Consider the following 25,571-nt stretch of genomic DNA (forward strand, 5'->3'; position numbering starts at 1 on the left):
CTCTCTTTTTATGCGGGAGGCCTTGAGATGCTTGCGAAATGGCTGGGCGGAATGTTACTTATCGGGTTGTTAGTGTATGCGGGCTGGAACATTTATTCTGTACAAAAAAGTCCGAAAGAAGGGACGGAAGAAGGGATGAAAGCCCCTGACTTTACACTTGATACATTGTCAGGAAAAAGCATCTCCCTTTCTGATTATAAAGGAAAAAAAGTGCTCCTCAATTTCTGGGCGACGTGGTGCAAGCCGTGCCGAATGGAAATGCCCGATATGCAGGAGCTGCAGAAAGAATATCCTGATATTGCGGTAGCAGCCGTTAATTTTACATCCTCTGAAAAAAATATACAGGCTGTGAAATCATTTGCTGATCATTATCAGCTGACCTTTCCTATTCTGATTGACAAAAGCGGAATTAACGGAGATTTCAACGTGCTTTCTTATCCGACAACATACATATTAGACGAAAAAGGAACCATTCAGCATATTCGCGTAGGCACGATGACAAAAAAAGAAATGAAAGAAAAACTGGATCTCGAATAGAGGTTCAGTTTTTTTATTGTGAAGGGCTTAGGTTTTAAAAAATTGGAAAAAATGAATGAAAACACGGAGGTGAGAAGATTGAAAAAAATGCGAAAACGTTCTTTTCATGAATTGGTTATGGAAAATAAACGTGAGCTGATGACCAATACGGAATATTTGAATCAGCTTGAAGAAAAGCTGGAGCAGCGGTTCAAACAAAAATAACCTTTAATTTGCAGTCATGTTTGCACCTCCTTTTGCAAAATATACTCTTAAGGAGGGATGAACATGGGCATAAACAAGAAAGACGGCCAGCCGCAATACGCTCCGAGCCACTTAGGGACAAAACCCGTTAAATATAAACGCAACAAAGGGGAAAAGTTTCATGACAAGTCAAACGGACATCCGATTGTCATGCAGACGAAAGGCGAATAACATCATCAAAGGAGAGCAGACATTATGACAAACAATTATCAAAAACCGAATCCGGATGACCGCTCCGATAACGTTGAAAAGCTGCAGGATATGGTGCAGAATACAATTGAAAATATAGAAGAAGCCAAAGAATCAATGGAATTTGCGACAGATGAGGAAAAACAGCGTATTCAAGAGAAGAATGCCAGACGCAATGAAAGCATTGAATCGTTCCGCAGTGAAATCCAGGATGAATCGGCTGCAAGAGAAAACGGCTATCAATCATAATAAAAACCAGGGAAACCTGGTTTTTTTCTCTTTCCGGCTCGTTGTGATAAAATGGGGCTAATCTGATAATAAGGGAGCAGAGAACGTTGCATGTGTCAAAAAAAGAAATAGAAGTGCGTTATGCGGAAACAGATCAAATGGGCATCGTCTATCATGCCAATTACTTAGTCTGGATGGAGGTCGGCAGAACGGCGCTGATTAAGGAACTCGGATTCCTTTACAAGGATATGGAAGATAGAGGAGTGCTGTCCCCTGTATTGGATATCAGCATTTCTTATAAAAAGCCGCTCCGCTACGGAGAAACGGCTGTCGTACATACTTGGATTGAAGAATATAACGGATTTAAAACCGTTTACGGCTACCACATCTATAATCCGGATCAAGAACTTGCCATCAAAGCGACATCCTCTCATATATGCGTTGATAAAGAGAGCTTCAAACCGATTCAGTTTCGCAAGGCTTTTCCTGATTGGCATGCCGCTTACGAAAAGGCAAAAAAATAAGGAGCGGCTGAAGTTATGGCATTTGGAATTACGCGTAAGGAACTGGAAAGATGGAAGCGGGATGTATCGGAAGGGAAAATCGCTTTTTTAACGCATTACTGGCTGGACGACCGCTTTCCGGAGGCTAAGACCGTGACGAAGGCCGGTTCAAGCGACCTCAATAAACTGATCAGATGGGGAGCGGAGTACGGGCTGAAGCCGGAGTGGATTCACCATAAAAATGAATTTCCCCACTTTGACCTGCTCGGTGATACGCAAAGAAGCATATTAGAAAAAGAACGTCTGACTGATCATCTCAAAAGGTTCAGGCTGTAAAAAAAAGAACGCATCTGCTGCGTTCTTTTTTTTACACGTAATCAAATACCGGCTCTTCCGCCTGATCTGAATATGTGACTGACAAATCATGATTATCAAAGTACCATAAGTCGCTTTCTTCAATAAAAAAGGTAATGCCTTCAACTTCCGTGCTGGTGCCGATGTTCATCGGCCGGTCTTTTAAAATGCCGAGAGAAAAGCCTTTCTGAACGTTGCTGCATCCCCCGTAACGGACAAAGAAACGGACATGGTCGCCTGTTTCCAGATCGAGCTCTTCTTTGTACCAATCCAGCGCGCCTTTCGTTACTTTCATGTTCATCCGGAACACTCCCTTTTTGTTTCTCATATAAAGAAATTATCTCTATTATAAACGCATATGGCATTTTGATGTCAAAATTGAAGTTTCATCAAAACCATTTGATCTTCGGTTCTGTTTTGTTTATAATCCGTTTGATGTTTGCCCTGTGTCTGTAGATAACAAACGCGGTCAAAAGCGTCACTACGATTAATAAATAAGGGTCTTTTACAAACAGACAGTAAATAATCGTATAAATCCCTGTTAACATTGAAGACAGAGAAACAAATTTCGTAAGGAATAAAAATACGAAAAATACTGCAACCATCGTAACGAATAACAGCGGAGCATAAAACAGCAGGACGCCCCCTGATGTGGCTACGGCTTTGCCTCCTTTAAACTTTGCGAACACGGGGAATACATGGCCGATCACTGCTGCCACCCCTGCGAGAAGAGGATGAATGGGGACGTGCAGTAAATATGGGAGCGCCGCGGCCAGGGTGCCTTTTAAAATATCAGCTGCGATGACAACAGATCCCGCTTTAACGCCAAGCGTGCGAAAAGCATTTGTAGCACCCAAATTGCCGCTTCCGTGTTCTCTAATATCGATCCCTTTCGCAAGTTTGCCTACGATTAAACCTGACGGGATGCTGCCTATTACATAGGCCAAAATAATCAATAAAGCAATCAACATCTACATTTCTCCTTTTCAATGTCCCTTCACTCTATTTTAACACGAGTTGTTACCGTCTGATGACAAGTTTTTTTGAGAATTAAGCTGACAAAGCGCTTTTTTTGATTCCGGCGAAGCGGTCATGTACAATATATCAAAAGGAGATGGTAAAGATGCAAAATCCTTCAAAATCAGAGATTAAAGAAATTCTGGACCGGAGCAAACGGATCGCAGTCGTCGGGCTGTCAGACCGTCCCGACCGGACTTCTTACATGGTTTCCAAAGCGATGCAGGATGAGGGGTATGAAATTATTCCCGTCAATCCAACGATTGATGAGGCGCTTGGCGTTAAAGCCGTCGCTTCATTAAAAGACGTGGAAGGACCGATTGATATCGTGAATGTGTTCAGACGCTCTGAGCAGCTTCCCGGCGTCGCAGAAGAATTTTTACAGACGGACGCTCCCGTTTTTTGGGCGCAGCAGGGTCTTGCAAATGAAGAAGCGTATCGCATGATTACAGACAAAGGACGGACGGCTGTTATGGATTTATGTATAAAAGTCGCCCGCGCTGTTATAAAATAGGAACAAAAAAGGCAAAAATCCTTGGCAAATCAGGGGTTTTTGCTTTTTTATTGAAAGAATACTCTTTGCGTATGATGATGAAACAGATACAATAAAGCATGAACAGCTTTTTTAGAAACCCCTTTATACAGGGGTTTACAGTCTGTTTGCGATGGCCCGCATAAAGCTATATAATAGAAAGCGAACTCATGTTCTTATCCGCCGAAAAGGGCACCAAAAAGATGAAAAGCCATTCGAATGTATGTCTTGCGGCCTAAAAAACGAGCCATCCACTTAAATATGTTGCGAAATCAAGCATATTGGTTATAATTGTGAGTCCGAGGAGAATTGGACCGAAGCTTGCGCATACTGAAAAACAAAGACATGAAAACATTTAAAAAAGAGAATGATTAAGAGCAGGTTTTTTGAAAGGGGTTTGTACGTTTGGCTAGAAAACAGCAATTTGATTACAACGAAGATGCCATACAGGTGCTTGAAGGCCTGGAAGCCGTCAGAAAACGACCGGGAATGTACATCGGTTCGACGGACGCACGCGGCCTGCACCATCTGGTATATGAGATCGTCGACAATTCCGTCGATGAAGTTCTTGCCGGCTACGGAGATCATATTATCGTAACGATACATAAGGACAACAGCATCTCTGTACAGGACAGAGGACGCGGAATGCCGACCGGGATGCATAAGCTCGGAAAGCCGACGCCGGAAGTTATTTTCACCGTGCTGCATGCCGGGGGGAAATTCGGACAGGGCGGCTATAAAACAAGCGGCGGTCTGCATGGTGTCGGCGCATCTGTCGTAAACGCATTATCGGAGTGGCTGACAGTTACTATTGAGCGTGACGGATATGTTTATAAACAGCGGTTTGAAAACGGCGGCAAGCCCGTGACTTCACTTGAAAAAATCGGAACGACCAAAAAAACGGGAACGCTCACCCATTTTAAACCTGATCCGTCAATGTTCAGTGCAACGGTTTATAATTTTGACACGCTGTCAGAACGTCTGCGCGAATCGGCTTTCTTGTTAAAAGGTTTGAAAATAGAATTAATTGATGAACGGAACGGCGTAAAAGAAGTATTTTATTATGAGAACGGAATTGAAGCATTTGTCGCTTATTTAAACGAGGAAAAAGACGCTTTATGCGAAGTGGTTTCCTTTGAAGGCGAGCATCATGACATTGAAGTCGATTTCGCGTTTCAGTTTAATGACGGGTATTCAGAAAATATGCTGTCATTCGTTAATAACGTCAGAACAAAGGACGGCGGCACCCACGAATCAGGAGCCAAAACGGCAATGACAAGAGCGTTTAACGAGTATGCGCGAAAGGTCGCCCTTTTAAAAGAGAAAGACAAGAACCTTGAAGGCGCCGATATCAGGGAAGGTTTGTCCGCAATCATTTCCGTGCGTATCCCGGAGGAACTGCTGCAATTTGAAGGCCAGACGAAAGGGAAGCTTGGCACAAGTGAGGCGAGATCCGCCGCGGACGCCGTCATTTCCGAGAATCTTGCTTATTTCTTGGAAGAAAACCGCGATACGGCGACCCTGCTTGTCAAAAAAGCGATTAAAGCCAGCCAAGCCCGTGAAGCGGCCCGTAAAGCGAGAGAAGAAGCGAGAAGCGGCAAAAAGCGCAAAAAATCAGAAGCGACGCTGAGCGGAAAACTCACACCGGCCGGTTCCAGAAATCCGGCGAAGAATGAATTGTATCTTGTGGAAGGAGACTCTGCGGGAGGTTCTGCAAAACAGGGAAGAGACCGGAAATTCCAAGCCGTGCTGCCCCTTCGCGGAAAGGTCATCAACACAGAGAAAGCAAAGCTTGCAGACATCTTCAAAAATGAAGAAATCAATACGATTATTCATGCGATCGGAGGCGGTGTCGGCGCAGATTTTGAGATAGACGACATCAACTATGACAAGATCATTATCATGACGGACGCGGATACCGACGGCGCACACATTCAAGTCTTGCTGTTAACGTTTTTCTACCGCTATATGAAACCTTTAATCGAGCACGGAAAAGTCTTCATCGCCCTTCCGCCTCTTTACAAAGTGAGCAAAGGAAGCGGTAAGAAAGAGATTATTGAATATGCTTGGTCCGACGAAGAAATGGACGGCGTTTTAAAGAAAGTCGGCAAAGGGTATACCATCCAGCGCTATAAAGGTCTGGGAGAAATGAACGCAGACCAGCTCTGGGAAACGACGATGAATCCCGAATCGCGAACGCTCGTCAGAGTCAAGATCGACGATGCGGCACGGGTAGAGCGCCGTGTAACGACATTAATGGGAGACAAAGTAGAACCGAGAAGAAAATGGATTGAAAAGAATGTTGCCTTCGGATTAGATGAGGAAAGCAATATTTTAGAAAATGAAAACTTGTCGGTCGCTGAGGAGGTTTAATAGTGGCACAGCCAGAATTATTTCATGATTTACCGTTAGAAGAAGTAATCGGCGACCGTTTCGGACGCTACAGTAAATACATTATTCAAGACAGGGCGCTGCCCGACGCTCGTGACGGTTTAAAGCCGGTGCAGCGGAGAATTTTATACGCCATGCACGCAGACGGAAATACATTCGATAAAAATTTCCGTAAAGCGGCGAAAACGGTCGGAAACGTTATCGGTAATTATCATCCGCACGGTGACAGTTCCGTTTATGAAGCGATGGTGCGGATGAGCCAGGATTGGAAAGTGCGGAATGTGCTGATTGAGATGCACGGCAACAATGGAAGCATTGACGGTGATCCGCCGGCTGCCATGCGTTATACGGAAGCGAGATTATCTTCTATCGCGTCAGAGCTTTTGCGTGATATTGATAAAAATACGGTTGAATTCGTTCCGAACTTTGATGACACTAGTAAAGAACCGGTTGTTTTGCCCGCCATGTTCCCTAACTTGCTTGTCAACGGATCAACCGGGATTTCGGCGGGCTATGCGACTGATATTCCCCCTCATCATCTGGGTGAGGTCATTGATGCCGTGATTAAACGGATTGAATCTCCGGATTGCACCGTCGATGACTTGATGCAGGTGATTAAAGGGCCTGACTTTCCGACAGGAGGCATTATTCAAGGAGTCGACGGCATTCGGAAGGCTTATGAAACCGGTAAAGGCAAGATTATTATCCGCGGCAAGGCTGAAGTGGAATCCGTAAGAGGCGGACGGGAGCAGATCGTCATTACAGAAATTCCGTTTGAAGTAAACAAAGCCAATCTCGTAAAGAAAATGGACGAATACCGCATAGACAAAAAAGTCGAAGGCATTTCTGAAGTCAGGGATGAAACTGACCGCACGGGGCTTCGGGTGGTCGTTGAGTTAAAGAAAGAAGCCGATGCAAAAGGCATCCTGAATTTCTTATATAAAAACACTGATCTGCAGACAACATATAACTTTAATATGGTCGCCATACATAATCGCCGGCCGATGCTGATGAGTCTTACGGCCATCCTGGATGCGTATATTTCCCATCAGAAGGAAGTGGTGACAAACCGCTCCGTTTTTGAATTGCAAAAAGCAAAAGAGCGGCATCACATCGTTGAAGGACTGATGAAGGCACTGTCTGTGTTAGATGAGGTCATAGCCGTCATCCGGGCAAGCAGCGACAAGAAAGATGCGAAGCAAAACTTAATGTCTAAATTCGCATTTACGGAGCCGCAGGCCGAAGCGATCGTATCCTTGCAGCTGTATCGTCTGACAAACACGGATATTACGGCGTTAAAAGAGGAAGCGGAAGAGCTCAGCAAGAAAATTCAGGAGCTCGAAGCCATTTTAAGTCATGATAAAAAGCTGTTAAAAGTCATTACAAGCAGCCTGAAAAAATTGAAAAAGACCTATGCTGACAGCAGACGGTCTGTCATTGAAGAAAAGATTGAGGAAATTAAAATCAATCTTGAAGTCATGGTTGCCTCTGAGGACGTATATGTGACAGTCACAAAAGACGGCTATGTAAAACGAACAAGCCAGCGGTCATTTGCCGCTTCTAACGGCCAGGATTTCGGTATGAAGGATACTGACAGGCTGATTCACCAATTTGAAATGAATACAACGGATGTTCTCCTGCTCTTTACCAATAAGGGAAGCTATGTTTATTGTCCGGTTCACCAGCTTCCTGATATCAGGTGGAAAGACATGGGGCAGCACGTAACGAACATCATCACGATTGACCGTGATGAAACCATCGTGAAAGCTATACCGGTAAAAGAATTTGATCCATCTTCATATTTATTGTTTATGACGAAAAACGGCATGGTGAAAAGAACTGAAATGACGCATTACAAAGCGCAGCGTTACTCGAAAGCGCTTGTTGCCCTTAACCTTAAAGGGGACGACGAGCTGATTGATGTTCATGTCACAGACGGCGGCAGCCAGCTGTTTATCTCCACCCGCCTCGGGTACGGCTTATGGTTCGGTGAAGATGAAGTAAATGTAGTCGGTGCCCGTGCGGCCGGCGTAAAGGGCATAAATTTAAAAGACGGTGATACCGTCGTATCAGGACAAATCCTGCATGAGACAGATTCGCTTATCCTCGTCACACAGCGGGGAGCAATCAAGCGGATGAACCTATCTGAATTCGAAAAAACATCCAGAGCGAAGCGCGGTGTCATCATGCTGCGTGAGCTTAAAAAGAACCCGCATCGCGCAGTCGGCGTATTCGCGTGCGCTTTGGCCGACATGATCGCTGCGGAAACAGAAAAAGGCGAGAGAATCGAAATCGCCGTGAAGTCCTTGCGGGCGAATGACCGATACAGCAACGGTTCCTTCTTTACCGATGAAGATGAGACAGGGCCGGTAACAGATGTATGGCGTATCCCCGCGTCTGATGTTTAAGAGTAAAAATAAAATAAAAAAAACCTCCGCTCATTGAGCGGAGGTTTTACTATTTAGCTTTCATGGTTGCCGAATAAGTCAGTGATAGCGTGAATGACTTCGATTCCCTGCCATACAAATAAATTCAATGCGGTGAATGAAAACAACCCTAAAATCACCATTCGTAAGATAAACAACATGTTTAACAACCTCCTCATTTTATGTTATATAGATAGGCGATGTTGAACATGAAGCTCATCGAAATACGAGGACTGATAAAATTTAGCGATTAAAAAGCTTTTCTTTCGCTGTCTTCTCCGAGAAGCGGGGCGTCTCCTGTCTGATATCACGATCAGTGAGACAGAAGCGGCAAAAAGCGCCGTCAAGATATATGAGCCCGTCAGCGATTTTTTCTCATCATCAGCATTTTGGCCGGCCTTCATTTCGTGCATTTCCTGCTGGTCGGCTACCGCTTTAAAATGATGAGCAGTATCAAACGCATGGGGAATGGAGAGCAAATGAAAGCTTGCAATCGCTAAAAATAAAATAGAAGCTTTTAAAAACAAGATTTTTTTCAAATGTTCTCCCCCCTTCATAAGTCTGAATATTTTTATTATAATACCCTAATTTAAATGTAAAGTAAACCTATTTATTAAATTTAAAAAATTATTATCCTGGTTAAGTATATACCATTCCATCCATCTTTTCATCTCTTTTTTCTTAAAGACCTATTTGTTATGATATGCACGCATTCCTTATGACGTGACAACATTTTTCGGGCTGTAAGATAAAAAACGGGGCATGACAGCAAAAGACGTGATGAAGAAACCGAAACATTTTCTTAAAAAAACTTCTCAACCACTGTTGTTGTGATATAATAATACTCGTTATGTTAAAAGATCTAACATATGCAGCAAAAATGACAGTAAAAGATATGTAAAAGGGAGGTTAAACATGGAGGCTTTCATCAGTGAAATCATAAATGTTCCAAATGATTTTATTTGGAAGTATCTTGTTTATATTTTAGTCGGGATCGGATTGTACTTTACGTTCCGTTTTCGCTTTATTCAATTCCAATACTTTATTGAAATGTTCAGAATTGTCGGGGAGAAGCCGCAAGGAAATAAAGGAGTGTCTTCAATGCAGGCATTCTTTATCTCGGCCGCTTCTCGTGTCGGAACCGGAAACTTGACCGGCGTCGCGCTGGCGATTGCAACAGGCGGTCCCGGCGCAGTATTTTGGATGTGGATCGTAGCGATTGTCGGTATGGCTTCCAGCTTTGTGGAAAGCACCTTGGCGCAGCTGTATAAAGTGCGTTCCGGTGACGAATTCCGCGGCGGTCCGGCATATTACATGGCAAAGGGACTGGGCGCCCGCTGGCTCGGTATTTTATTCGCCGTATTGATTACCGTTTCTTTCGGACTTATCTTTAACGCCGTGCAGTCAAATACGATTTCTGTCGCGTTTGACGAAGCATTCCATGTGAATAAAACAGTTATCGCAATCATTTTAGCTGTATTAACGGCTTTCATTATATTCGGCGGTCTGAAACGTGTTGTTTCCGTCTCGCAATTAATCGTTCCGGTTATGGCGGGACTGTATATTCTGCTTGCGCTGTATGTCGTGATTGTAAATATTACGGCGGTACCTGAGCTGTTTGCTGCGATTGTGAAAAATGCGTTCGGTCTTGAGCAGATCGTCGGCGGAAGCTTAGGAAGCATCATTATTATCGGAGCGCAGCGCGGCCTGTTTTCTAACGAAGCGGGTATGGGAAGCGCGCCGAATGCCGCAGCAGCTGCACATGTGACGCATCCGGCTAAGCAAGGATTAATTCAGACGCTCGGCGTGTTTTTTGATACATTTATCGTTTGTACATCGACTGCCTTTATCATTTTATTGTACAGCTTTACACCTAAAGGCGACGGCATCCAAGTGACGCAAGCCGCACTGCAGCACCACCTCGGCGGCTGGGCATCGACATTTATTGCAATTGCGATGTTTTTATTCGCATTCAGCTCTGTCGTCGGCAACTATTACTATGGTGAAACGAATATTGAATTTATTAAAACAAGCAAAACTTGGCTTAATATTTACCGCGTATTCGTCGTCGTGATGGTGGTATACGGATGTTTGGCTGACTTCCAGATCGTCTGGGATATGGCAAACTTGTTTATGGGACTCTTGGCTCTCATTAACTTAGTGGCAATCTTACTGCTGAGTAATGTAGCCTACAAGATCTATAAGGATTATGCCGCTCAGCGTAAAAAAGGTCTTGATCCCGTATTCAAAGCCGAGAATACTCCGGAGCTCAAGCATATTGAAACATGGGCGGAAGAAGAAGGTACAAGCCCCGAACGTAAGACTGCTAACTAAGGAAACATGCATACAATTTTCAAAAACCCCTTACATTTTGTTGTGAGGGGTTTTTTTATGTGAAAAACCGGGTTATTTTTACCGAAAATAGATTTTTTTGAATTTATTGTATTTTTCTCTTGATCGTGTAAGGGTTTTCATATAAAGTTTTACTAAACCGGTTTACCAAACCGATTTAGTCTTAAAAGAAAGGAGTATTGATGTGGCTTCTGATTATGGCATTTTTACGATCGGTGATGCGATGATCACCTTAAATCCCGCAAGCACAGGGCCTTTGCGTTTTGTTACCCATTTTGAACGAAAAGCAGGAGGAGCTGAACTGAATTTTGCGATTGCATGCGCCAGATTGAATCTGCACTCAAAGTGGGTCAGCAGACTGGGGAAGGATGAGTTCGGCAGAGTGATTTATCAGTTTGCCAGAGGAGAAGGAATTGATGTGACTGACGTCTCCTATGTTGAAGGCTTTCCTACATCTTTAAATGTCAAAGAGATCAGAAATGACGGTTCAGGCAAGACGTTTTATTACCGTTTCAATTCACCAATTCTGACTCTTGCACCGGAAGATATAACAGAGAATATGTTTGCCGGCATTCACATCGTTCATCTTACCGGTGTGTTCCTCGCGCTTGATAAGAAAAACCTTGAAATTGCTGAAAGGGTGCTTTCCATCGCCAAAGCAAGAAAGATTCCCGTATCTTTTGATCCGAATATCAGGCTGAAGCTGTGGACGATTGAGGAGGCGCGTGCGGCATTTCATCAAATCTTTCCGCATACTGATATTCTTCTGGCAGGCCGGGACGAAATGAAACAGCTGACAGGTATAGGGGAAAATGAAGCATTAGCCCGGTTTGCAGAGACCTATTCAATCAGTCAGCTCGTCATAAAAGACGGTGAAGCAGGTTCTGCGCTGTATCATGATCATAAGTGGGTTCACAAAGAGGCTTTCCCGGTTGCGCCTGTTGACACGGTAGGAGCGGGTGACGGCTTTAATGCAGGCTACCTGTACAGTTATCTGCATGGTTTTGAACCGGAAAAACGTCTGGAGTTTGCCAATGCGGTCGGTGCGCTCGTCACTACAGTTTCCGGTGACAATGAAGGGCTTCCCTATCTAGAAGAGGTTCTGTCATTTGTAAACAAAGAGACTGTGATTGAACGGTAGCAAGCACAACTTAAAAAGCGGGTGAGAAAATGAAAGCGGTTCAAGTACGGAAAGCATTTGATCTGGTGGTGACGGAATGTGAGAAACCGTCTGTTGTCCATGCGGATGATGTTCTTGTCAAGGTGAAGCGGGTCGGAATTTGCGGATCAGATTTGCATATTTATCATGGGACAAATCCGTTAGCGTCCCTGCCGAGAGTAATCGGACATGAAGTCACAGGGGAAGTCGCAAAGACCGGTTCTCATGTCCGGCGTTTCAAGCCGGGTGACCGCGTAGTGGTTGAACCGATATCTTATTGCGGAACATGCTATGCCTGCCGGAAAAGACGTCCGAACGTCTGCAAAGCGCTTTCGGTGTTCGGCGTTCATGAAGATGGCGGGATGCGGGAATATATCGTCGTTCCGGAAAAGCAGCTGCATGCCGTTTCGCCCGATCTGCCCTGGGAGGAAGCGGTCATGGCAGAACCATATACGATCGGCGCCCAGGCCGTTTGGAGAGGCCGTGTCGAGAAGGAAGATACCGTTTTGATTCAGGGAGCGGGACCGGTCGGAATCTGCATATTAAAAATGGCAAAGTTCAAAGGTGCTTCCGTCATGATAACCGACTTGAATGAGGAACGCTTGGCATTCGCTGAAAAAAACGGTGCGGACGTTACCGTCAACGCGCAAAAAGAAGATCCCGTTTTGCGGGTGAACGAATGGACAGAAAATGAAGGCGCCAATGTTGTCATTGATGCCGTCTGTCTCCCCTCAACGTTTGAAACGTCCATTGGTGCGGTTTCTCCGGCCGGTCATGTGGTTGTGCTTGGTTTTGATGAGAGGACTGCCGGCATTTCTCAGCTTCCGATCACAAAAAAGGAAGTCACGATAACCGGTTCAAGATTGCAGACGAATCAGTTTCCGTACATTACAGACTTACTGAATAAAGGCCTGTTAACGCACGGCGGTCTTATTACACATACATTTTCAGCAGATGACGTCCATCAAGCATTTCAGTTGATCGAACAGCACCCGGGCAAGGTGGGAAAAGCAATCATTACGTTTGATTAAAGGAGGAGCGAGAATGCTGCCTAAGTACGCCATTTACGAAAAACTTCTGCATGCACAAGTGGTGGCTGTCATAAGGGGACAAAACAGCCAAGAGGCGCTTGAAGTTTCAAAAGCGGCCATTTCAGGAGGTATCAGCGCCATTGAGCTTACATACACAACTCCTGAAGTGGAAGATGTCTTTAAGGAACTCCGGCATCAAGATATTCTTCTTGGAGCCGGCTCTGTAATGGATACAGAAACGGCGAGACACGCCATTTTATCAGGCGCCTCATTTATCGTCAGCTCTCATTTTGTAAAAGAGATAGCATCTCTATGCAACCAGTACAGCGTACCGTATCTCCCGGGATGCATGAGCGTGTCTGATATGGCTTTGGCGCTCGAAGCCGGATGTGATGTGGTAAAGCTGTTCCCCGCTAATTCGTTTGACCCTTCATTTATCAAGTCGGTCAACGGCCCTCTGCCGAATGTCCGCATTATGCCGACCGGGGGTATCTCATTACACAGCATGAATGACTGGCTCTCTGCCGGAGCGGTCGCGGTCGGTGTGGGAAGCGACTTGACAAAAGCATATCAAAAGGGCGGCTATGAAGCTGCCGTATCCCTCAGCAAAGAATACGTCTGCCGAAAAAACGAATATACAGGGGTGTAACATGAATATCACGTTTCGCTGGTACGGCCAAGGTAATGATACGGTGACTCTTGAACATGTCAGACAAATTCCCGGGGTCAAGGGCATCGTCTGGGCTCTTCACCAGAAACCCGCGGGCGAAGTATGGGAAAAGGAGGACATTGAAGCGGAAGTCAGATACATTCAATCCTATGGGTTTCATGCAGAGGTCGTGGAAAGCGTGAATGTTCATGAAGCCATTAAACTCGGTCATGAAGAACGCGGACAATATATTGAACACTATAAACAGACCATTCGCAATCTGTCCGAATTCGGCGTGAAAGTCATCTGTTACAATTTCATGCCGATATTTGACTGGACGCGTACCGATATGTTCCGCGCGCTGGAGGATGGGTCAACCGCTTTGTTTTTTGAAAAAGCGAAAGTGGAAAGTCTCCCTCCGGAGGAACTCATCCGCACGGTTGAAGAATCTTCTGATTTGACGCTTCCCGGGTGGGAGCCGGAGAAAATGGCCCGGATCAAGGAACTGTTTGAGGCCTATCAAACGGTCGGTGAAAAACAGCTTTGGGCCAATCTTGAGTTCTTTTTACATGAAATCCTTCCTGTAGCGGAGGAACACGGCATTCAAATGGCCATTCATCCGGATGATCCGCCCTGGTCAATTTTTGGCCTGCCCCGTATTATCACCGGTGAGAAAAGTTATGAAAAGCTGCGAGAGATTTCAGATTCACCCGCCAATTGTATTACGTTATGCACGGGTTCGATGGGGGCGGATCCCGCCAATGATATGGTGAAGATCGCCAAACACTATGCGGGAGCTGCGCCGTTTGCCCATATACGAAATGTGAAAATCTGCGGTAACGGTGATTTTACGGAAACTTCGCATCTTACCAGTGATGGGTCCATTGATATTACCGGTGTGGTAAAAGAATTGCACGGCCAAGACTATAAAGGATATGTACGGCCTGATCACGGCCGTCATATCTGGGGCGAACAATGCCGGCCGGGTTATGGTTTATATGATCGTGCCTTAGGAATTATGTACTTGAACGGACTGTGGGATGCGTTCTCGTCTCATAAGAAAGAGGTGAAGAGATGAGACCGATTCATGAACGTTTATCAGGAAGAACCGCTGTCATAACAGGCGGGAGCGGTGTTCTCTGTTCAGCAATGGCAAAGGAGCTTTCACGGCAGGGGATGAAAATTGCGATCGTCAGCCGGAATGCTGATAAAGCAGAGCGTGCGGCGGGCGAGATTGCTGACGCTGGAGGAACCGCGGTTTCTGTACCGGCTGATGTTTCAGCCCGTGATTCGCTCGAAAAGGCAAAAGACGAGATTATCAGCCGGTTCGGTTCTGTCAATCTTTTAATTAACGGAGCCGGGGGAAACCACCCTGATGCGATCACTGCCAGCGAGACGTATGAAGAGGATGAGCAGGGCACATCCTTTTTTGATATGGACGAAACGGGGTTTTCCAACGTATTTTCAACCAACTTTACCGGTGCATTTCTGGCATCGCAAGTGTTTGGAAAAGACCTTTTGAAGGCGGAATGTCCCGCGATTATTAATATTTCTTCTATGAGTGCGTATACACCGATGACAAAGGTGCCCGCCTACAGCGCGGCCAAGGCGGCGATTCAGAATTTTACGATGTGGATGGCTGTTCATTTCGCAAAAAAAGGGCTGCGGGTGAATGCCATCGCTCCGGGTTTCTTTTTGACTGCGCAAAACCGTGGGTTGTTATTACAGGAAGATGGAAGTCTGACAGACCGATCCAATAAGATTATGGCACATACACCGATGAAACGTTTCGGGAAACCGGAAGACCTTCTGGGAACGCTCTTGTGGCTTTCGGATGATTCATGCTCAGGCTTTGTCACCGGGGTCACAGTTCCCGTCGACGGAGGTTTTATGGCTTATTCCGGAGTGTGACAGAATCCATGTCCCTGTCAGATTGTAAACTATTTACTTCTGACTTATACTAGTGAAAAATGAAGACAGACGGGGATGAGTCTATGAAAACCATTACAATTTCTGATGTGGCGAAATATGCAAACGTATCTAAAAGCACCGTATCTCAATTTTTAAATCAGCGCTATGACTATATGAGCGAGAAAACGAAACAAAAAATAGAAGCGGCCATTCAAGAGCTGAACTATCAGCCGAATTTCGTCGCCCGCAGCTTAAAACAGAAATCAACATTTACGGTAGGTGTGGTGGTGGCTAATATTCTTCACACCTTTTCCACTCAGGTCATCAGGGCGGTTGAAGACTATTTTCATGAACAAGGATTTCATATTATTGTCTGCAATGCGGATGATGAACCGGAAAAAGAAAAGAAATATATTGAAATGCTGCGGGCCAAGCAGGTGGACGGAATTATTATTTTTCCGACGGGCGAAAATCTCTCTTTATATGAAAAGATGAAACGCGATACGTTTCCGGTCGTGTTTATGGACAGAACCATTGAAGAACTCGGGATTCCGACAGTGATGCTTGATAACCATCATGCAGCCGGTCTTGCCGTTGACCGGTTTATCGAGAGCGGCATTAAGAGAATCGCGATTATTACGACGTCCATTATTCGGGAAATCAGTCCGAGGGTAGAACGGATTGAAGGGTATAAAAAGGCGCTTGACCGCCACGGGATGATGGTGCGGAACGAATATATCAAAACAGCCGATGCGGCTGATATTTCCAATGTTTTGTCAGAGCTGTTCTCACTTCAGGAGCCTCCGAAAGCGATATTGGCGGCAAACGATATTGTTCTTGTTGAGGTGCTGAAATATATGAAGGAGCATGATATGACAATTCCGGATAAGGCTGCCGTCATCGGGATTGATGAAGTTCCTTTTGCGGGTTTTTTTACTCCTCCGATTACGACGATCGTCCAGCCTGCGGCAGAAATGGCGCGAAAAGCGGGAAGCATTCTTCTTCGCCAGATACAAGAAAAAGATGGCGGTGAAAAACGGATTCACCGCTATAAACCGGCGCTGCTCGCAAGGCAATCCGGATAACCGGTTTCATTGCATAAACCGGTTTACTCCGGCAATTTAAATGTCTGAATATTATGAAATGATGAGAGGGGGATTTTATGTTCTCAAAGGATAGATTCCCTATTATTCTTCTTTTATTTTCTGCCGGGGTGATTAACTATTTAGACCGCTCAGCGCTGTCTATTGCAGCGCCGTTCATACAGCAGGATCTCACATTGTCGGCAACCCAAATGGGGCTGATTTTCAGCAGTTTTTCTGTCGGATACGCTGTGTTTAACTTTCTCGGCGGTGTTGCATCTGACCGGTACGGGGCTAAATTGACATTGTGTACGGCGATGATCGTTTGGTCTCTTTTCAGCGGAGCGGTTGCGCTTGCTTTCGGATTTGTAAGTCTTTTGATTATCCGTGTTTTATTCGGTATGGGGGAGGGGCCGCTGTCGGCTGCCATAAGCAAAATGGTCAACAATTGGTTTCCTCCGTCTCAGCGCGCCACGGTCATCGGCCTGACAAACAGCGGCACGCCGCTCGGCGGAGCGATCTCCGGCCCGATTGTCGGGATGATTGCTGTGGCGTTCAGCTGGAAGGTTTCCTTTGTCCTGATCATGATCATCGGTTTAGTCTGGGCGATCATCTGGTTTAAATTTGTCAAAGAACGGCCGGCGCCGACGGAAGACGCCCCGGCAATGATTACGGAGATTCAGTCGCATGAGCAGCATATCCCGATGACCTTTTATTTGAAACAAAAAACGGTTCTCTTCACGGCTTTTGCCTTTTTCGCCTACAATTACATTTTATTTTTCTTCTTAACATGGTTTCCGAGCTATCTGGTGAAAGAACGCGGTTTAAGTGTTGAATTTATGAGCGTAGTGACTGTTATTCCCTGGATTCTTGGATTTATCGGTTTGGCGGCAGGCGGAATGATTTCTGATTATGTATTCAAAAAAACCGTCGGAAAAGGGGTTTTGTTCTCACGGAAAGTCATTCTTGTCACTTGTCTGTTCGCTTCCGCTGTACTGATCGGATTTGCCGGACTTGTTACCACTGCCGTAAGTGCCGTTATTCTCGTTGCTTTATCAGTTTTCTTTTTATATATAACGGGCTCTATCTATTGGGCGGTGATTCATGATGTGGTTGATCAAAGGAATGTCGGGTCAGTCGGCGGCTTTATGCATTTTCTTGCAAACACGGCCGGTATTATCGGGCCTGCTTTAACCGGCTTTATCGCGGATAAGAGCGGATCATTCTCGGGGGCGTTTTTACTTGCAGGCGGATTAGCCGTTTTGGCCTCGGCTGCGGTAATCCGTTTTGTGCGTCCGATTATCATTCAATCCGCTTCTGAAGATAAAAAAAACACGATACCTTATTCATAAGTCATCAAAGCCACTGAGGCTGTCCTGCCGATAACGGGATGGCCTTTTCGTTCTGCCGCTTGATCTGTTCCTATGATAATATAGGAATTGTTTACAAAAGAAGGGAAGAGGAGGGGGCATGAAACAGAAGCCGATATATGTCGAAATCAATATTGCATCTGATATAGAAACGCTTTGGGAATATACGCAAAACCCGCATCTTCATAAGGAATGGGATCTGCGTTTTTCTGACATTACATATCTTCATAGGCTGCCAGATGAACCGCAGAGATTTCTATATGAAACACGAATCGGTTTTGGGCTGAAGGTATCCGGCACGGGCGAATCAATAGGTGACATAAGGCCTCGCTCGTCAGAAAGAGTGTCTTCGCTCGCTTTTGCCTCTGATCATCCGCTGTCACTTATAAAAGAAGGCAGGGGCTACTGGAAGTATATAGAGCGGGATAACGGACAAACCGCATTTTTGACTCAATATCAATATGAAACGGCCCGCGGTCTGCCGGGAAGCTGGATAGACCGTTTTTTATTTCGTCCTCTGCTAAGCTGGGCTACCGCATGGAGCTTTGATGCGTTGCGGCTTTGGATAGAACAAAACAGACATCCGAAGATATCAGTCCGTTTCGGATTTGTCTATGTCTTTATGTGTCTCGTATTCAGTCTGTATTGGTTTTTTCAAGGCTTTCATGATGGCTGTGCCGATGCAGAGATCGTGAGGGGAGCGCTGGAGACAGGGTTAGGGGTATTATGGCTGATTCCCATGCGGAGAAAGTGGCTGATTCACGCCGGGCAGTCAGTCTTCTTTTGTGTAACGGCACTGTTATACTCCGGCGGCGGATTCTTGATCTCATTAGGAGTGCTTACGATAGCCGCAATGATTCTTAATCTCAAGCTGCCGAGCGCCTGGCATACAAAACGAAAGAGAGAAGTGAAATGACGGATTCAATGTATGAAAAAGCGATTACTCATTATCAATCACTGCACCCGATGCTGCAGAAACGGTACAGATTTGACGGATCACGCACGTTTTGCGGAGAAGGCGTTATGTCAGAAATAAAGGGAGGTTCTTTTCTTGTCAGAATGCTTTTAAAGACAGGTGTTTTTTTCAGATGTTTTTTCTCAGAGAGGGGAAACGATATCCCTTTCACTATCGAAAACAAAAACAGGCAAAATGGCGTGGAATGGAACCGTACCTTTTTCTTTAAAGGCAAAACGCGTTTTTTTGATGCGGTCATGGAATACGATGAGCGGGAAAACAGAATTCTTGATTACTTCGGAAAACCTCACATCCTACTGTCTGAACTGCATTTAGAAGCGTCTTCAGACGGAGGGCTTGTTATTACATCCGGAAGGCAGTGGCTCCTGATAGGCGGAAAGAAAATCCCGCTTCCGGCATGGCTGTGCGGCAGTTCAACCGTTTATGAGGCTTATGATGAGGAAATGAATTGCTTCAGCATAAAGGTTCATGTGAAAAACCGGATACTCGGCACTCTTTTCTCTTACCGGGGGACTTTCCGGGAAACAGAGGGAGAAACATGCTGAATCGTCATCTCATGGTCAGCGTGATTTGCTTTTTGGGATTTATGGCGGCTGAAGCTCCGCATATATCAGCTGCTGAGACGTTTGTTTTATTTTCCGTACTTTTTTTCGTTCCCGCTGTATTCGATTTTGCTTTTCGGCCGTCAAAGACCTTAGAGAATGTGTTATTACGGAGTTATCCTGTTGCCGCTTTATGTGCGGTGCTTGCGCTTGTCACAGACTTAAGTTTTTTTGCCTTTGTGTGGCTCATTTATACGCTTGGGCTGGCACTGTATGCTGTCCGGCGGCTGATGAAAACAAATATTCACAGAACAGAAGAGATGTCTGTTATGGCGGGTTTCATTTATTTGGCCGGGGGCGGATTCTGGTTCTTCGCATATGTCCTTGAGATTCCCGTCATGAATTTCGGCCCGCTTATCGTTCTGCTGACGGCGGTGCACTTTCACTATTCCGCTTTCCTCATTCCGATCTTTAACGGATTGCTCGGCAGGATCAGACGGGAGAAACGCGAACTTTACCAGTGGAGCACGGTCATTATTTTGATTTCGCCGATCCTTATTGCCTTGGGGATTACATTTTCAAAGACACTTGATGTGATTGCTGTCGCTCTGTATCTGGCGGGTCTGTATGTAAATGCATATCTCGTCTTTACGGCACCGTTTGTTACGAAAACAGGCAGGGTCTTGATCAGGAGTTCATCGGCTGTGTTAATGATCACAATTGCTTTTTCTTTGATATATTCGTACGGTGTCTACCGCGAGGAGGCAACGCTCACGATCAGCCAGATGATTTGGATTCACGGGGCCGTCAATGCATTCGGCGTTATCCTGCCAGCTTTGGCGGGGTGGAGGTTGGAAAATCCGAGACCGTTTGATGAGGGCAGCGAAAGAACGTTCAGCCGTATTTACGGGAAGAGAACGATAGGCAAAGAATTTTTGACTGATATTCATGCAGCAAATGACATCCATTATACCGGCCTTCTGGATCAGATGAGAGAACTGCATTCTGAAGACTTTTCAACTGAAAAACTGGCGCCGGCCGTTATTTCCTTTTATGAAGAGACAATTGATTATGACATCATGGCAAAAGTGACGTGGAGCAGATGGTTTCGTCCGTTCGCGCGCCTGTACGAGCCGTTCAGCAGAAGAGCGGGGCAGATTCACCTGTCCATGAATCCGGATTGGTATATCATGCACAGTGATATTATAGGAGTTGACTCTGACAAAGACGGCAGAAAAAATGTCCGTGCGTGGATCAGAACAAATGAAAAGCAGGAAACCGTTTTTACTGCGCTGTATTCAGCGTACAGGTCAAAAGGAGAAGGATACATGAATATCTCTCTTCCGCTGCCGTACGGCCAAATGACGGGCATTTTAAAACCTTATGCGCGTAAGCAGAATCTTGTTTTGACAAGCAGACGGCGAAAAAGCGGAGCGGGTGATGAAGGGATTTATCTGCAGACGAAATGGGGGGCGTGTCATCTTCCGCTGGCAGAGACATTTCTTATTTCAGCCCAGAGCGAAACAAGCCTGAAGGCCGTTCATCATATGTGGCTGTTCGGACTGAAATTTTTAACTGTGCATTATCGGATCACTCATGCTTCCGCAGGTAACCGAAGCAAATAACAAGCTGCAGAGCCGTCTGTTCATCAGGCGGCTTTTTCTCATCTACATGGGTTATATTCACCATTTTATTTGCGAGCTATTTTGCGGCGGATGACACGAAAGGAGTCATGCGCTGGATCTCATTTATTCTCGTGTTAGCTCAGCTGTCCGGGATGACATGAGCGGTTATGTTGTCAGTGAATGAGGATAGGACGCAGCCTCGGTCTTGCCAGTCTTTGCCTGTCTTTCATGATTCGCGAAATGAAAACGACCGCAAAGATACCTGTTACATTAAGCGGTATGGTGAAGGCAGCCGGGCATATGTCCTTGCTGAAAATCTCGTTTTTATCCATTTTAGCCCATGACATGATTTTTACGAAAATGTTTGGCTTCACAACGGCATATGCGCTGCGTATAGGTGTCAGTGAGAAAGAAATCAGCTTGTTGTCTTTTCGTTTATGACTCCCCACGCACTGGCTCCGCTAGTGATAGGAACGTTAGTTCGCATGTGCGGAAACTGGGTAACATTAAAGCTGTTTTATTTACTCGCAGCCGTTTTTATTTTTATCATTCCTTTTACCATCAGCCCGATGGCGCTTTATGCACTCGGTATTTTCGGAGGACCTTTGGTCGAGGGATTTTTTAACGATTGGCTGGGGCTCAGGGCCGGATTTTATTTCGCGGCAGTGCTCGGGCTGGCGGCTGTCATACTTGCTCAGCTCATATGTGAGGAGCCGATGCGAAAAAATCGTCGGAGTATTACCAGACATGATTTTATTTTTGTGTACGCTTTCAAAAAAGAAGAGATCTTATTCGGGTAAAATTCATCACAATATATGTATTTTTAGTGAAAATAAGTATCTTATCTACAAAATATGACAAATTCCCTTTGTACAAGATGGTAAAATCAGATTACCTGCTAAGTGAGAAAGCAGCAGGCAATAAATCATAAGGGGGCAATATTAATGTTAAAAAGTAAAATTAAAAAAATAGCCGGTGCGGCTGTAATTGCTGGAGCATTATTGGTTTCTGTGTCGCCAGCAAAAGCAGAAACTCTTCCGGGATTGATCTGGGTCATGGACAAATATACTGACGCTTTTAAATTCGACATGTTTATTAAAAACGGAAATGAAAAATGGGTTTATGTTTACACAAGATTATCCGATGGCAAAGTTGATGTGGAAGAAGTAAAGTGTGAAACAATTTATAAAGATCGATGCTATGTAAAGCAGTAAGAAATAAATACAAATCGTAATACATCCTATTTTTTTAATTCTGTCTCATCAACTAAGTATACTTAAGATAACGAGACAGAATTTTCATTAAAGATTTAACTTCCTAGAATATATATTATGTAAACTAGAAATTGTGAAGAGAATATAAAAGTGGATTCATATTCTAAGAGCATCCCCTTTTTGTAAGGTAATATTAAAAAATCTCTACGTGCTTAATAAATTAAATTGGTCATAAAGGTTTTTCAGTTTGAGTATTTTAATCGGTTATGTCACTTGTTGCTGGTCTTCTTGATCAAGTCCACGCCATCGTATCCCAGACTTTCCACACTTGCAGCCTTCTGCAGTATATAATGATCAAAAAAGTTCTTCGTATAGTCTGTAACAAGATTTCGCATCTCCATGGCATCCCGTTCGCCTCTAAGTTCCTCATTCACACTGGTAAACACGATGTCGCAGTAATCTAAATGCGCAGCACGATCAACAGAGAAATAATAGGTATCCATGCTATTGTTAGCGCCAATGATCGCATTCATGTTATAGTTCGGTTCAGAAAACAGCAGCAAAAAGGGTTTCTTAAGGTCGCTGCCCTGAAGGCCGAACGCTCCGCTATCCAAGCCAATCCCGCAGGCGAACCGGTCGTCGTCCCGGCAAACAATCGCCGTCGTAGCCCCTCCATAAGAATGTCCGACTATGCCCATACCGATGTCAAGCAACAATCTGCCCTTAAAGATGGAATTCAGCTCTCCAGAGTCCAATTTGACAAGATAATCGGCTGCATACCTTACATCTTCTGCCTGTAATTCACTATATTCTGTTAACTTTTCAAGTATCGGCAGTGTAAGCACGTTTTGGCACATCTCAATGGCAGTTTCGTCGTCAGGACGCATCTCCATCTTACCAGCCAACGCCATCATCTCCGGATCTTCAGAAAACGCCATAATAACATCCGAAAAATCCTTTGATATATTAAACAGGCGCCCATCTTTACGCTTATACATCGTGCTATTCTGATGGCCGATGCTTACCACAACATATCCCATGCTTGCCAAGTCTGTACAGATCACTGTACCCCATTCTGGAGAACCGCCCCCGCCGCAAACATAAAATAACACCGGATAGCGTTTTTCCATCCCGGAGAGAGCAAGGCCGTCGTAACATTGGGTCTTGATATCTATAGAGTAAGCATCCTTCAACGCAGTGAGAAGCGGCTGCTCATCAAGCATTTCACAGACTTCAGGAAACATGTACGTTGATGTAGTCTTCCCTTCGCTGCTGTCAGACGGATAGTACACAAACGCCGTCAGTTCTCTTTTTGCATGATCTGATGCCGTGTACTCAAAATCCATCTGGGTTCGGCCGACAGTATAGCCGCCAATTGGCTCTGGAAACGCCTCATACCTTTTCATTCTCTTGTTCCCCCTTAAGTAATAAAAGTGGCGGATGTGAAATACATACATTGCGCTACAAACGCTTTTCATTACATCATATGTTCAGTGAATCATAGCTACTCCTTGGCTTTCTTGAGATTGCTAACAACATTTGTACAGGCCCATACACTGTTTCAGAGTTTCATCCGCCACGTAAACCTCCTTGTATTGCTGTTTTAAGATAATAAAAGCGGACATCATTGCTGATGTCCGCCTAAAGCTTAACTAATTGGGTTCTGTTCCCCAAATCAGTTTTCCTTGATGATATAATGTGATTTTTTTCGTTGTTTTAAACGTATTTGATTGGAAAAAGGAATAATCGCCGCTTTGTGCATAATTGCTCCAGTCATCGTTGTGAAGACGAAGCTGAATATTCCCTGTGCTTTCTCCCGGTGACAGCGTTCCTTTTTTAAACCCCAGTTCCAGGTAGGTATCTGCGCCTTGCTTAAGTTTATGCAGCGTCACAAATTTGTGGGTCAGATTGCCGCATCCAATCTGCGCATAGTCACAGTCAAAGTTTTGGCCTTTGTTTTTCGCGTTATACCAGTAACGGGCAGTGACACCTTTTAAATCAACCGTGGTATTCCCGTTATTTTTTATGTGAAGCTGCGGGCGGATTTGGTTGCTGTTCACACTCCCATCTGCTTTGTATTGTACAGAAACGCCTTTTTCCTGTGTGGGAGTATCTTGTGCTGGCGTTTCAGGGCCGTCCTTCGTTGAATCTTTGTTGCCGCGAATGTTTTCTCTTACGAAGGTTCCTGAAGCAGTTAAATCTGACAGCGGCCAGCCGCCTGTTTTAGATGCTCCTGGCTTTAACGCTGAGGATGATTCCTGCTTATCAGAAAGATTCCAGTTCACCCAGCTGATTTTCTTGCTGTCGAGATAATTCAGCCATTCCCGCGACTGGTCAAGGAATACACCGCCATTTCCAGACGCGTCGCTTGTTCCCCATTCCGTCACGAAAATAGGCGCTCCTTTACTGAGTGCATAGTTTGCTTTATCCCGTAAAGATTGGCCGTGTGTGCCGGCATAAAAATGAAGCGCGTACATGACGTTTGCATCTTTTAGTTGGTCATCGGCAGCATCATTCACATCCTGGCTCCATGTACCGGTTCCGACAATGATGGGATTGTCGGGGTCATTTTTGCGGATAACGGAAATCACTTCTTCCGCATAAGGTTTAATATCACGCTTCCAGTTCACGTCACCGTTTGGTTCGTTTGCAATTTCATAAATGACGTTTGGCGTGTTTCCGTAAAGACTTGACATTTCCTTGAAAAATTCTTTCGCCTTCTCTTTATTTTGGTTTGGGTTGCCGTCATTTAAGATATGCCAGTCAATGATGACATATATCCCAAGTTCTTTTGCCGTTTCAACCGCTTCTTTTACTTTATTTTTCACGGACGGGTTGTCAATATAACCGCCGTCTGCTGTATACATTGCCGCGCGGAAAACGGTGATGCCCCAATCGTCTCTCAGCCATTTTAAGCTGTCTTTATTGACGAAATCGCCATACCATTGCAATCCATGTGAACTGATCCCTTTCAGTTGTACCGCTTTGCCGTCTCGATTTACAAGTTGTGTACCTTTTATGCTAAGCTGACCATTCTTGGCTACTGGCGTTTTTGTCCCTGCTGCTGATACCGGTGAAGCCGGCAAGCCGCTCATTGTCAATACCGTAATCAATAAACACGTAATAAAAATAGAAATTGACCGTTTCATATCTGATCTTTTCCTCCTTCGCATCATTTTGGCTCTTTCTTATGAGCTCGAACTCATTGTAAAAATCTTTCTCATGATTGTCTATCAACCT

The 25,571-nt window shown here is 45.0% G+C and carries 29 protein-coding genes; 22 read left to right on the top strand and 7 right to left on the bottom strand.

The window, feature by feature from the left end; genetic code table 11:
• Positions 1 to 27 precede the first annotated feature (27 nt).
• The 6 genes from HWY38_RS10155 (at position 28) to HWY38_RS10180 (ending at position 2,036) form a co-directional block, all read left to right on the top strand.
• Positions 28 to 537 (top strand): TlpA family protein disulfide reductase, encoded by a 510-nt coding sequence (locus tag HWY38_RS10155; RefSeq protein ID WP_224181758.1) that lies wholly within the window; start codon positions 28 to 30, stop codon positions 535 to 537.
• Positions 538 to 615: 78 nt separating this feature from the next.
• Entirely contained in the window at positions 616 to 741 is a 126-nt protein-coding gene (locus HWY38_RS10160) for an FbpB family small basic protein (protein ID WP_012117651.1), read from the top strand.
• A gap of 63 nt (positions 742 to 804) precedes the next feature.
• A complete protein-coding gene (locus HWY38_RS10165) occupies positions 805 to 951 on the top strand; it encodes an acid-soluble spore protein N (RefSeq protein ID WP_003153977.1) in 147 nt (48 codons plus the stop codon).
• A gap of 24 nt (positions 952 to 975) precedes the next feature.
• Positions 976 to 1,218 carry a small acid-soluble spore protein Tlp gene (gene tlp, locus HWY38_RS10170; protein WP_007410320.1) on the top strand — a complete coding sequence of 81 codons (243 nt, stop codon included), beginning with the start codon at positions 976 to 978 and terminating at the stop codon, positions 1,216 to 1,218.
• 86 nt (positions 1,219 to 1,304) lie between these two features.
• The gene (locus HWY38_RS10175; RefSeq protein ID WP_003153973.1) at positions 1,305 to 1,721 is read left to right on the top strand and encodes a YbgC/FadM family acyl-CoA thioesterase; all 417 of its coding nucleotides are present in this window, start codon (positions 1,305 to 1,307) and stop codon (positions 1,719 to 1,721) included.
• A 15-nt stretch (positions 1,722 to 1,736) separates the two neighbouring features.
• Complete coding sequence (locus HWY38_RS10180; protein ID WP_007611759.1) at positions 1,737 to 2,036, top strand: hypothetical protein; 300 nt, start codon at positions 1,737 to 1,739, stop codon at positions 2,034 to 2,036.
• 31 nt (positions 2,037 to 2,067) lie between these two features.
• Here HWY38_RS10180 and HWY38_RS10185 read toward each other — a convergent pair whose 3' ends face one another.
• Together HWY38_RS10185 and plsY are read right to left on the bottom strand one after the other, a co-directional pair.
• Complete coding sequence (locus HWY38_RS10185; protein WP_007410318.1) at positions 2,068 to 2,355, bottom strand: HesB/YadR/YfhF family protein; 288 nt, start codon at positions 2,353 to 2,355, stop codon at positions 2,068 to 2,070.
• 88 nt (positions 2,356 to 2,443) lie between these two features.
• Positions 2,444 to 3,025 (bottom strand): glycerol-3-phosphate 1-O-acyltransferase PlsY, encoded by a 582-nt coding sequence (plsY, locus tag HWY38_RS10190; protein WP_014418024.1) that lies wholly within the window; start codon positions 3,023 to 3,025, stop codon positions 2,444 to 2,446.
• Between the two features lie 152 nt (positions 3,026 to 3,177).
• On the opposite strand from plsY, the gene HWY38_RS10195 reads away from it, so the two are divergent.
• The 3 genes from HWY38_RS10195 (at position 3,178) to parC (ending at position 8,402) form a co-directional block, all read left to right on the top strand.
• Complete coding sequence (locus HWY38_RS10195) at positions 3,178 to 3,585, top strand: CoA-binding protein (RefSeq protein ID WP_007410316.1); 408 nt, start codon at positions 3,178 to 3,180, stop codon at positions 3,583 to 3,585.
• A 423-nt stretch (positions 3,586 to 4,008) separates the two neighbouring features.
• Positions 4,009 to 5,976 carry a DNA topoisomerase IV subunit B gene (gene parE, locus HWY38_RS10200; protein ID WP_007611767.1) on the top strand — a complete coding sequence of 656 codons (1,968 nt, stop codon included), beginning with the start codon at positions 4,009 to 4,011 and terminating at the stop codon, positions 5,974 to 5,976.
• A 2-nt stretch (positions 5,977 to 5,978) separates the two neighbouring features.
• Positions 5,979 to 8,402, top strand: coding sequence for a DNA topoisomerase IV subunit A (parC, locus tag HWY38_RS10205; RefSeq protein ID WP_224181759.1), 2,424 nt, complete (start codon positions 5,979 to 5,981; stop codon positions 8,400 to 8,402).
• 53 nt (positions 8,403 to 8,455) lie between these two features.
• On the opposite strand, the gene HWY38_RS19150 is transcribed toward parC, so the two are convergent.
• Both HWY38_RS19150 and HWY38_RS10210 read right to left on the bottom strand, forming a co-directional pair.
• A complete protein-coding gene (locus HWY38_RS19150; protein ID WP_007410313.1) occupies positions 8,456 to 8,581 on the bottom strand; it encodes a hypothetical protein in 126 nt (41 codons plus the stop codon).
• A gap of 24 nt (positions 8,582 to 8,605) precedes the next feature.
• On the bottom strand, positions 8,606 to 8,959 hold the full coding sequence (locus tag HWY38_RS10210) for a hypothetical protein (RefSeq protein WP_033574808.1): 354 nt from the start codon (positions 8,957 to 8,959) through the stop codon (positions 8,606 to 8,608).
• A gap of 376 nt (positions 8,960 to 9,335) precedes the next feature.
• On the opposite strand from HWY38_RS10210, the gene HWY38_RS10215 reads away from it, so the two are divergent.
• The 11 genes from HWY38_RS10215 to HWY38_RS10265 all read left to right on the top strand — a co-directional run bounded on the left by HWY38_RS10215 (position 9,336) and on the right by HWY38_RS10265 (position 21,117).
• Entirely contained in the window at positions 9,336 to 10,754 is a 1,419-nt protein-coding gene (locus HWY38_RS10215; RefSeq protein ID WP_224181760.1) for an alanine/glycine:cation symporter family protein, read from the top strand.
• Between the two features lie 202 nt (positions 10,755 to 10,956).
• Positions 10,957 to 11,913: a sugar kinase gene (locus HWY38_RS10220; RefSeq protein ID WP_224181761.1), complete on the top strand. Its 957-nt coding sequence runs from the start codon at positions 10,957 to 10,959 to the stop codon at positions 11,911 to 11,913.
• Between the two features lie 29 nt (positions 11,914 to 11,942).
• Entirely contained in the window at positions 11,943 to 12,962 is a 1,020-nt protein-coding gene (locus HWY38_RS10225; protein WP_224181762.1) for a zinc-binding alcohol dehydrogenase family protein, read from the top strand.
• Positions 12,963 to 12,975: 13 nt separating this feature from the next.
• Entirely contained in the window at positions 12,976 to 13,611 is a 636-nt protein-coding gene (locus HWY38_RS10230; protein ID WP_101670688.1) for a bifunctional 2-keto-4-hydroxyglutarate aldolase/2-keto-3-deoxy-6-phosphogluconate aldolase, read from the top strand.
• Position 13,612: 1 nt separating this feature from the next.
• A complete protein-coding gene (gene uxuA, locus HWY38_RS10235; protein ID WP_224181763.1) occupies positions 13,613 to 14,689 on the top strand; it encodes a mannonate dehydratase in 1,077 nt (358 codons plus the stop codon).
• Positions 14,686 to 15,522, top strand: coding sequence for an SDR family oxidoreductase (locus HWY38_RS10240; protein WP_224181764.1), 837 nt, complete (start codon positions 14,686 to 14,688; stop codon positions 15,520 to 15,522). Before uxuA ends, HWY38_RS10240 begins: the two co-directional genes overlap by 4 nt.
• A gap of 83 nt (positions 15,523 to 15,605) precedes the next feature.
• Positions 15,606 to 16,607 (top strand): substrate-binding domain-containing protein, encoded by a 1,002-nt coding sequence (locus HWY38_RS10245; protein ID WP_224181765.1) that lies wholly within the window; start codon positions 15,606 to 15,608, stop codon positions 16,605 to 16,607.
• Between the two features lie 77 nt (positions 16,608 to 16,684).
• Positions 16,685 to 17,956, top strand: a complete 1,272-nt coding sequence (locus tag HWY38_RS10250) for an MFS transporter (protein ID WP_224181766.1) — start codon at positions 16,685 to 16,687, stop codon at positions 17,954 to 17,956.
• Between the two features lie 118 nt (positions 17,957 to 18,074).
• Positions 18,075 to 18,890, top strand: coding sequence for a hypothetical protein (locus HWY38_RS10255; protein WP_224181767.1), 816 nt, complete (start codon positions 18,075 to 18,077; stop codon positions 18,888 to 18,890).
• On the top strand, positions 18,887 to 19,495 hold the full coding sequence (locus HWY38_RS10260; protein ID WP_043867165.1) for a DUF4166 domain-containing protein: 609 nt from the start codon (positions 18,887 to 18,889) through the stop codon (positions 19,493 to 19,495). The genes HWY38_RS10255 and HWY38_RS10260 overlap by 4 nt, the downstream gene beginning before the upstream one ends.
• Positions 19,489 to 21,117, top strand: a complete 1,629-nt coding sequence (locus HWY38_RS10265; protein WP_224181768.1) for a YndJ family protein — start codon at positions 19,489 to 19,491, stop codon at positions 21,115 to 21,117. The genes HWY38_RS10260 and HWY38_RS10265 overlap by 7 nt, the downstream gene beginning before the upstream one ends.
• Before the next feature lie 173 nt (positions 21,118 to 21,290).
• Here the strand turns inward: HWY38_RS10265 and HWY38_RS10270 are convergent, their stop codons facing one another.
• On the bottom strand, positions 21,291 to 21,566 hold the full coding sequence (locus HWY38_RS10270; protein ID WP_155759321.1) for a hypothetical protein: 276 nt from the start codon (positions 21,564 to 21,566) through the stop codon (positions 21,291 to 21,293).
• A gap of 36 nt (positions 21,567 to 21,602) precedes the next feature.
• Between HWY38_RS10270 and HWY38_RS10275 the strand changes: the two genes are divergently transcribed.
• On the top strand, positions 21,603 to 21,917 hold the full coding sequence (locus HWY38_RS10275) for a hypothetical protein (RefSeq protein ID WP_224181769.1): 315 nt from the start codon (positions 21,603 to 21,605) through the stop codon (positions 21,915 to 21,917).
• Between the two features lie 144 nt (positions 21,918 to 22,061).
• Positions 22,062 to 22,331, top strand: coding sequence for a hypothetical protein (locus tag HWY38_RS10280; RefSeq protein WP_014418037.1), 270 nt, complete (start codon positions 22,062 to 22,064; stop codon positions 22,329 to 22,331).
• Positions 22,332 to 22,600: 269 nt separating this feature from the next.
• Here HWY38_RS10280 and HWY38_RS10285 read toward each other — a convergent pair whose 3' ends face one another.
• Both HWY38_RS10285 and HWY38_RS10290 read right to left on the bottom strand, forming a co-directional pair.
• Positions 22,601 to 23,737: a choline esterase gene (locus HWY38_RS10285; RefSeq protein WP_224181770.1), complete on the bottom strand. Its 1,137-nt coding sequence runs from the start codon at positions 23,735 to 23,737 to the stop codon at positions 22,601 to 22,603.
• A 246-nt stretch (positions 23,738 to 23,983) separates the two neighbouring features.
• A complete protein-coding gene (locus HWY38_RS10290; protein WP_224181771.1) occupies positions 23,984 to 25,480 on the bottom strand; it encodes a cellulase family glycosylhydrolase in 1,497 nt (498 codons plus the stop codon).
• Between the last annotated feature and the right edge of the window lie 91 nt (positions 25,481 to 25,571).

This window comes from Bacillus sp. KS1 (genome assembly GCF_020075515.1).
GTDB lineage: Bacteria > Bacillota > Bacilli > Bacillales > Bacillaceae > Bacillus > Bacillus velezensis.

Coding starts and splice junctions, on each gene's coding strand:
- plsY (WP_014418024.1), bottom strand. CDS start 3,025: ATGTTGATTGCTTTATTGATTATTTTGGCCTATGTAATAGGCAGCATC.
- HWY38_RS10250 (WP_224181766.1), top strand. CDS start 16,685: ATGTTCTCAAAGGATAGATTCCCTATTATTCTTCTTTTATTTTCTGCC.
- HWY38_RS10180 (WP_007611759.1), top strand. CDS start 1,737: ATGGCATTTGGAATTACGCGTAAGGAACTGGAAAGATGGAAGCGGGAT.
- HWY38_RS10195 (WP_007410316.1), top strand. CDS start 3,178: ATGCAAAATCCTTCAAAATCAGAGATTAAAGAAATTCTGGACCGGAGC.
- HWY38_RS10225 (WP_224181762.1), top strand. CDS start 11,943: ATGAAAGCGGTTCAAGTACGGAAAGCATTTGATCTGGTGGTGACGGAA.
- HWY38_RS10275 (WP_224181769.1), top strand. CDS start 21,603: ATGTGCGGAAACTGGGTAACATTAAAGCTGTTTTATTTACTCGCAGCC.
- HWY38_RS10215 (WP_224181760.1), top strand. CDS start 9,336: ATGGAGGCTTTCATCAGTGAAATCATAAATGTTCCAAATGATTTTATT.
- HWY38_RS10185 (WP_007410318.1), bottom strand. CDS start 2,355: ATGAACATGAAAGTAACGAAAGGCGCGCTGGATTGGTACAAAGAAGAG.
- HWY38_RS10260 (WP_043867165.1), top strand. CDS start 18,887: ATGACGGATTCAATGTATGAAAAAGCGATTACTCATTATCAATCACTG.
- tlp (WP_007410320.1), top strand. CDS start 976: ATGACAAACAATTATCAAAAACCGAATCCGGATGACCGCTCCGATAAC.
- HWY38_RS10285 (WP_224181770.1), bottom strand. CDS start 23,737: ATGAAAAGGTATGAGGCGTTTCCAGAGCCAATTGGCGGCTATACTGTC.
- HWY38_RS10255 (WP_224181767.1), top strand. CDS start 18,075: ATGAAACAGAAGCCGATATATGTCGAAATCAATATTGCATCTGATATA.
- HWY38_RS10155 (WP_224181758.1), top strand. CDS start 28: ATGCTTGCGAAATGGCTGGGCGGAATGTTACTTATCGGGTTGTTAGTG.
- HWY38_RS10165 (WP_003153977.1), top strand. CDS start 805: ATGGGCATAAACAAGAAAGACGGCCAGCCGCAATACGCTCCGAGCCAC.
- HWY38_RS10265 (WP_224181768.1), top strand. CDS start 19,489: ATGCTGAATCGTCATCTCATGGTCAGCGTGATTTGCTTTTTGGGATTT.
- uxuA (WP_224181763.1), top strand. CDS start 13,613: ATGAATATCACGTTTCGCTGGTACGGCCAAGGTAATGATACGGTGACT.
- HWY38_RS10230 (WP_101670688.1), top strand. CDS start 12,976: ATGCTGCCTAAGTACGCCATTTACGAAAAACTTCTGCATGCACAAGTG.
- HWY38_RS10290 (WP_224181771.1), bottom strand. CDS start 25,480: ATGAAACGGTCAATTTCTATTTTTATTACGTGTTTATTGATTACGGTA.
- HWY38_RS19150 (WP_007410313.1), bottom strand. CDS start 8,581: ATGTTGTTTATCTTACGAATGGTGATTTTAGGGTTGTTTTCATTCACC.
- HWY38_RS10245 (WP_224181765.1), top strand. CDS start 15,606: ATGAAAACCATTACAATTTCTGATGTGGCGAAATATGCAAACGTATCT.
- HWY38_RS10240 (WP_224181764.1), top strand. CDS start 14,686: ATGAGACCGATTCATGAACGTTTATCAGGAAGAACCGCTGTCATAACA.
- HWY38_RS10280 (WP_014418037.1), top strand. CDS start 22,062: ATGTTAAAAAGTAAAATTAAAAAAATAGCCGGTGCGGCTGTAATTGCT.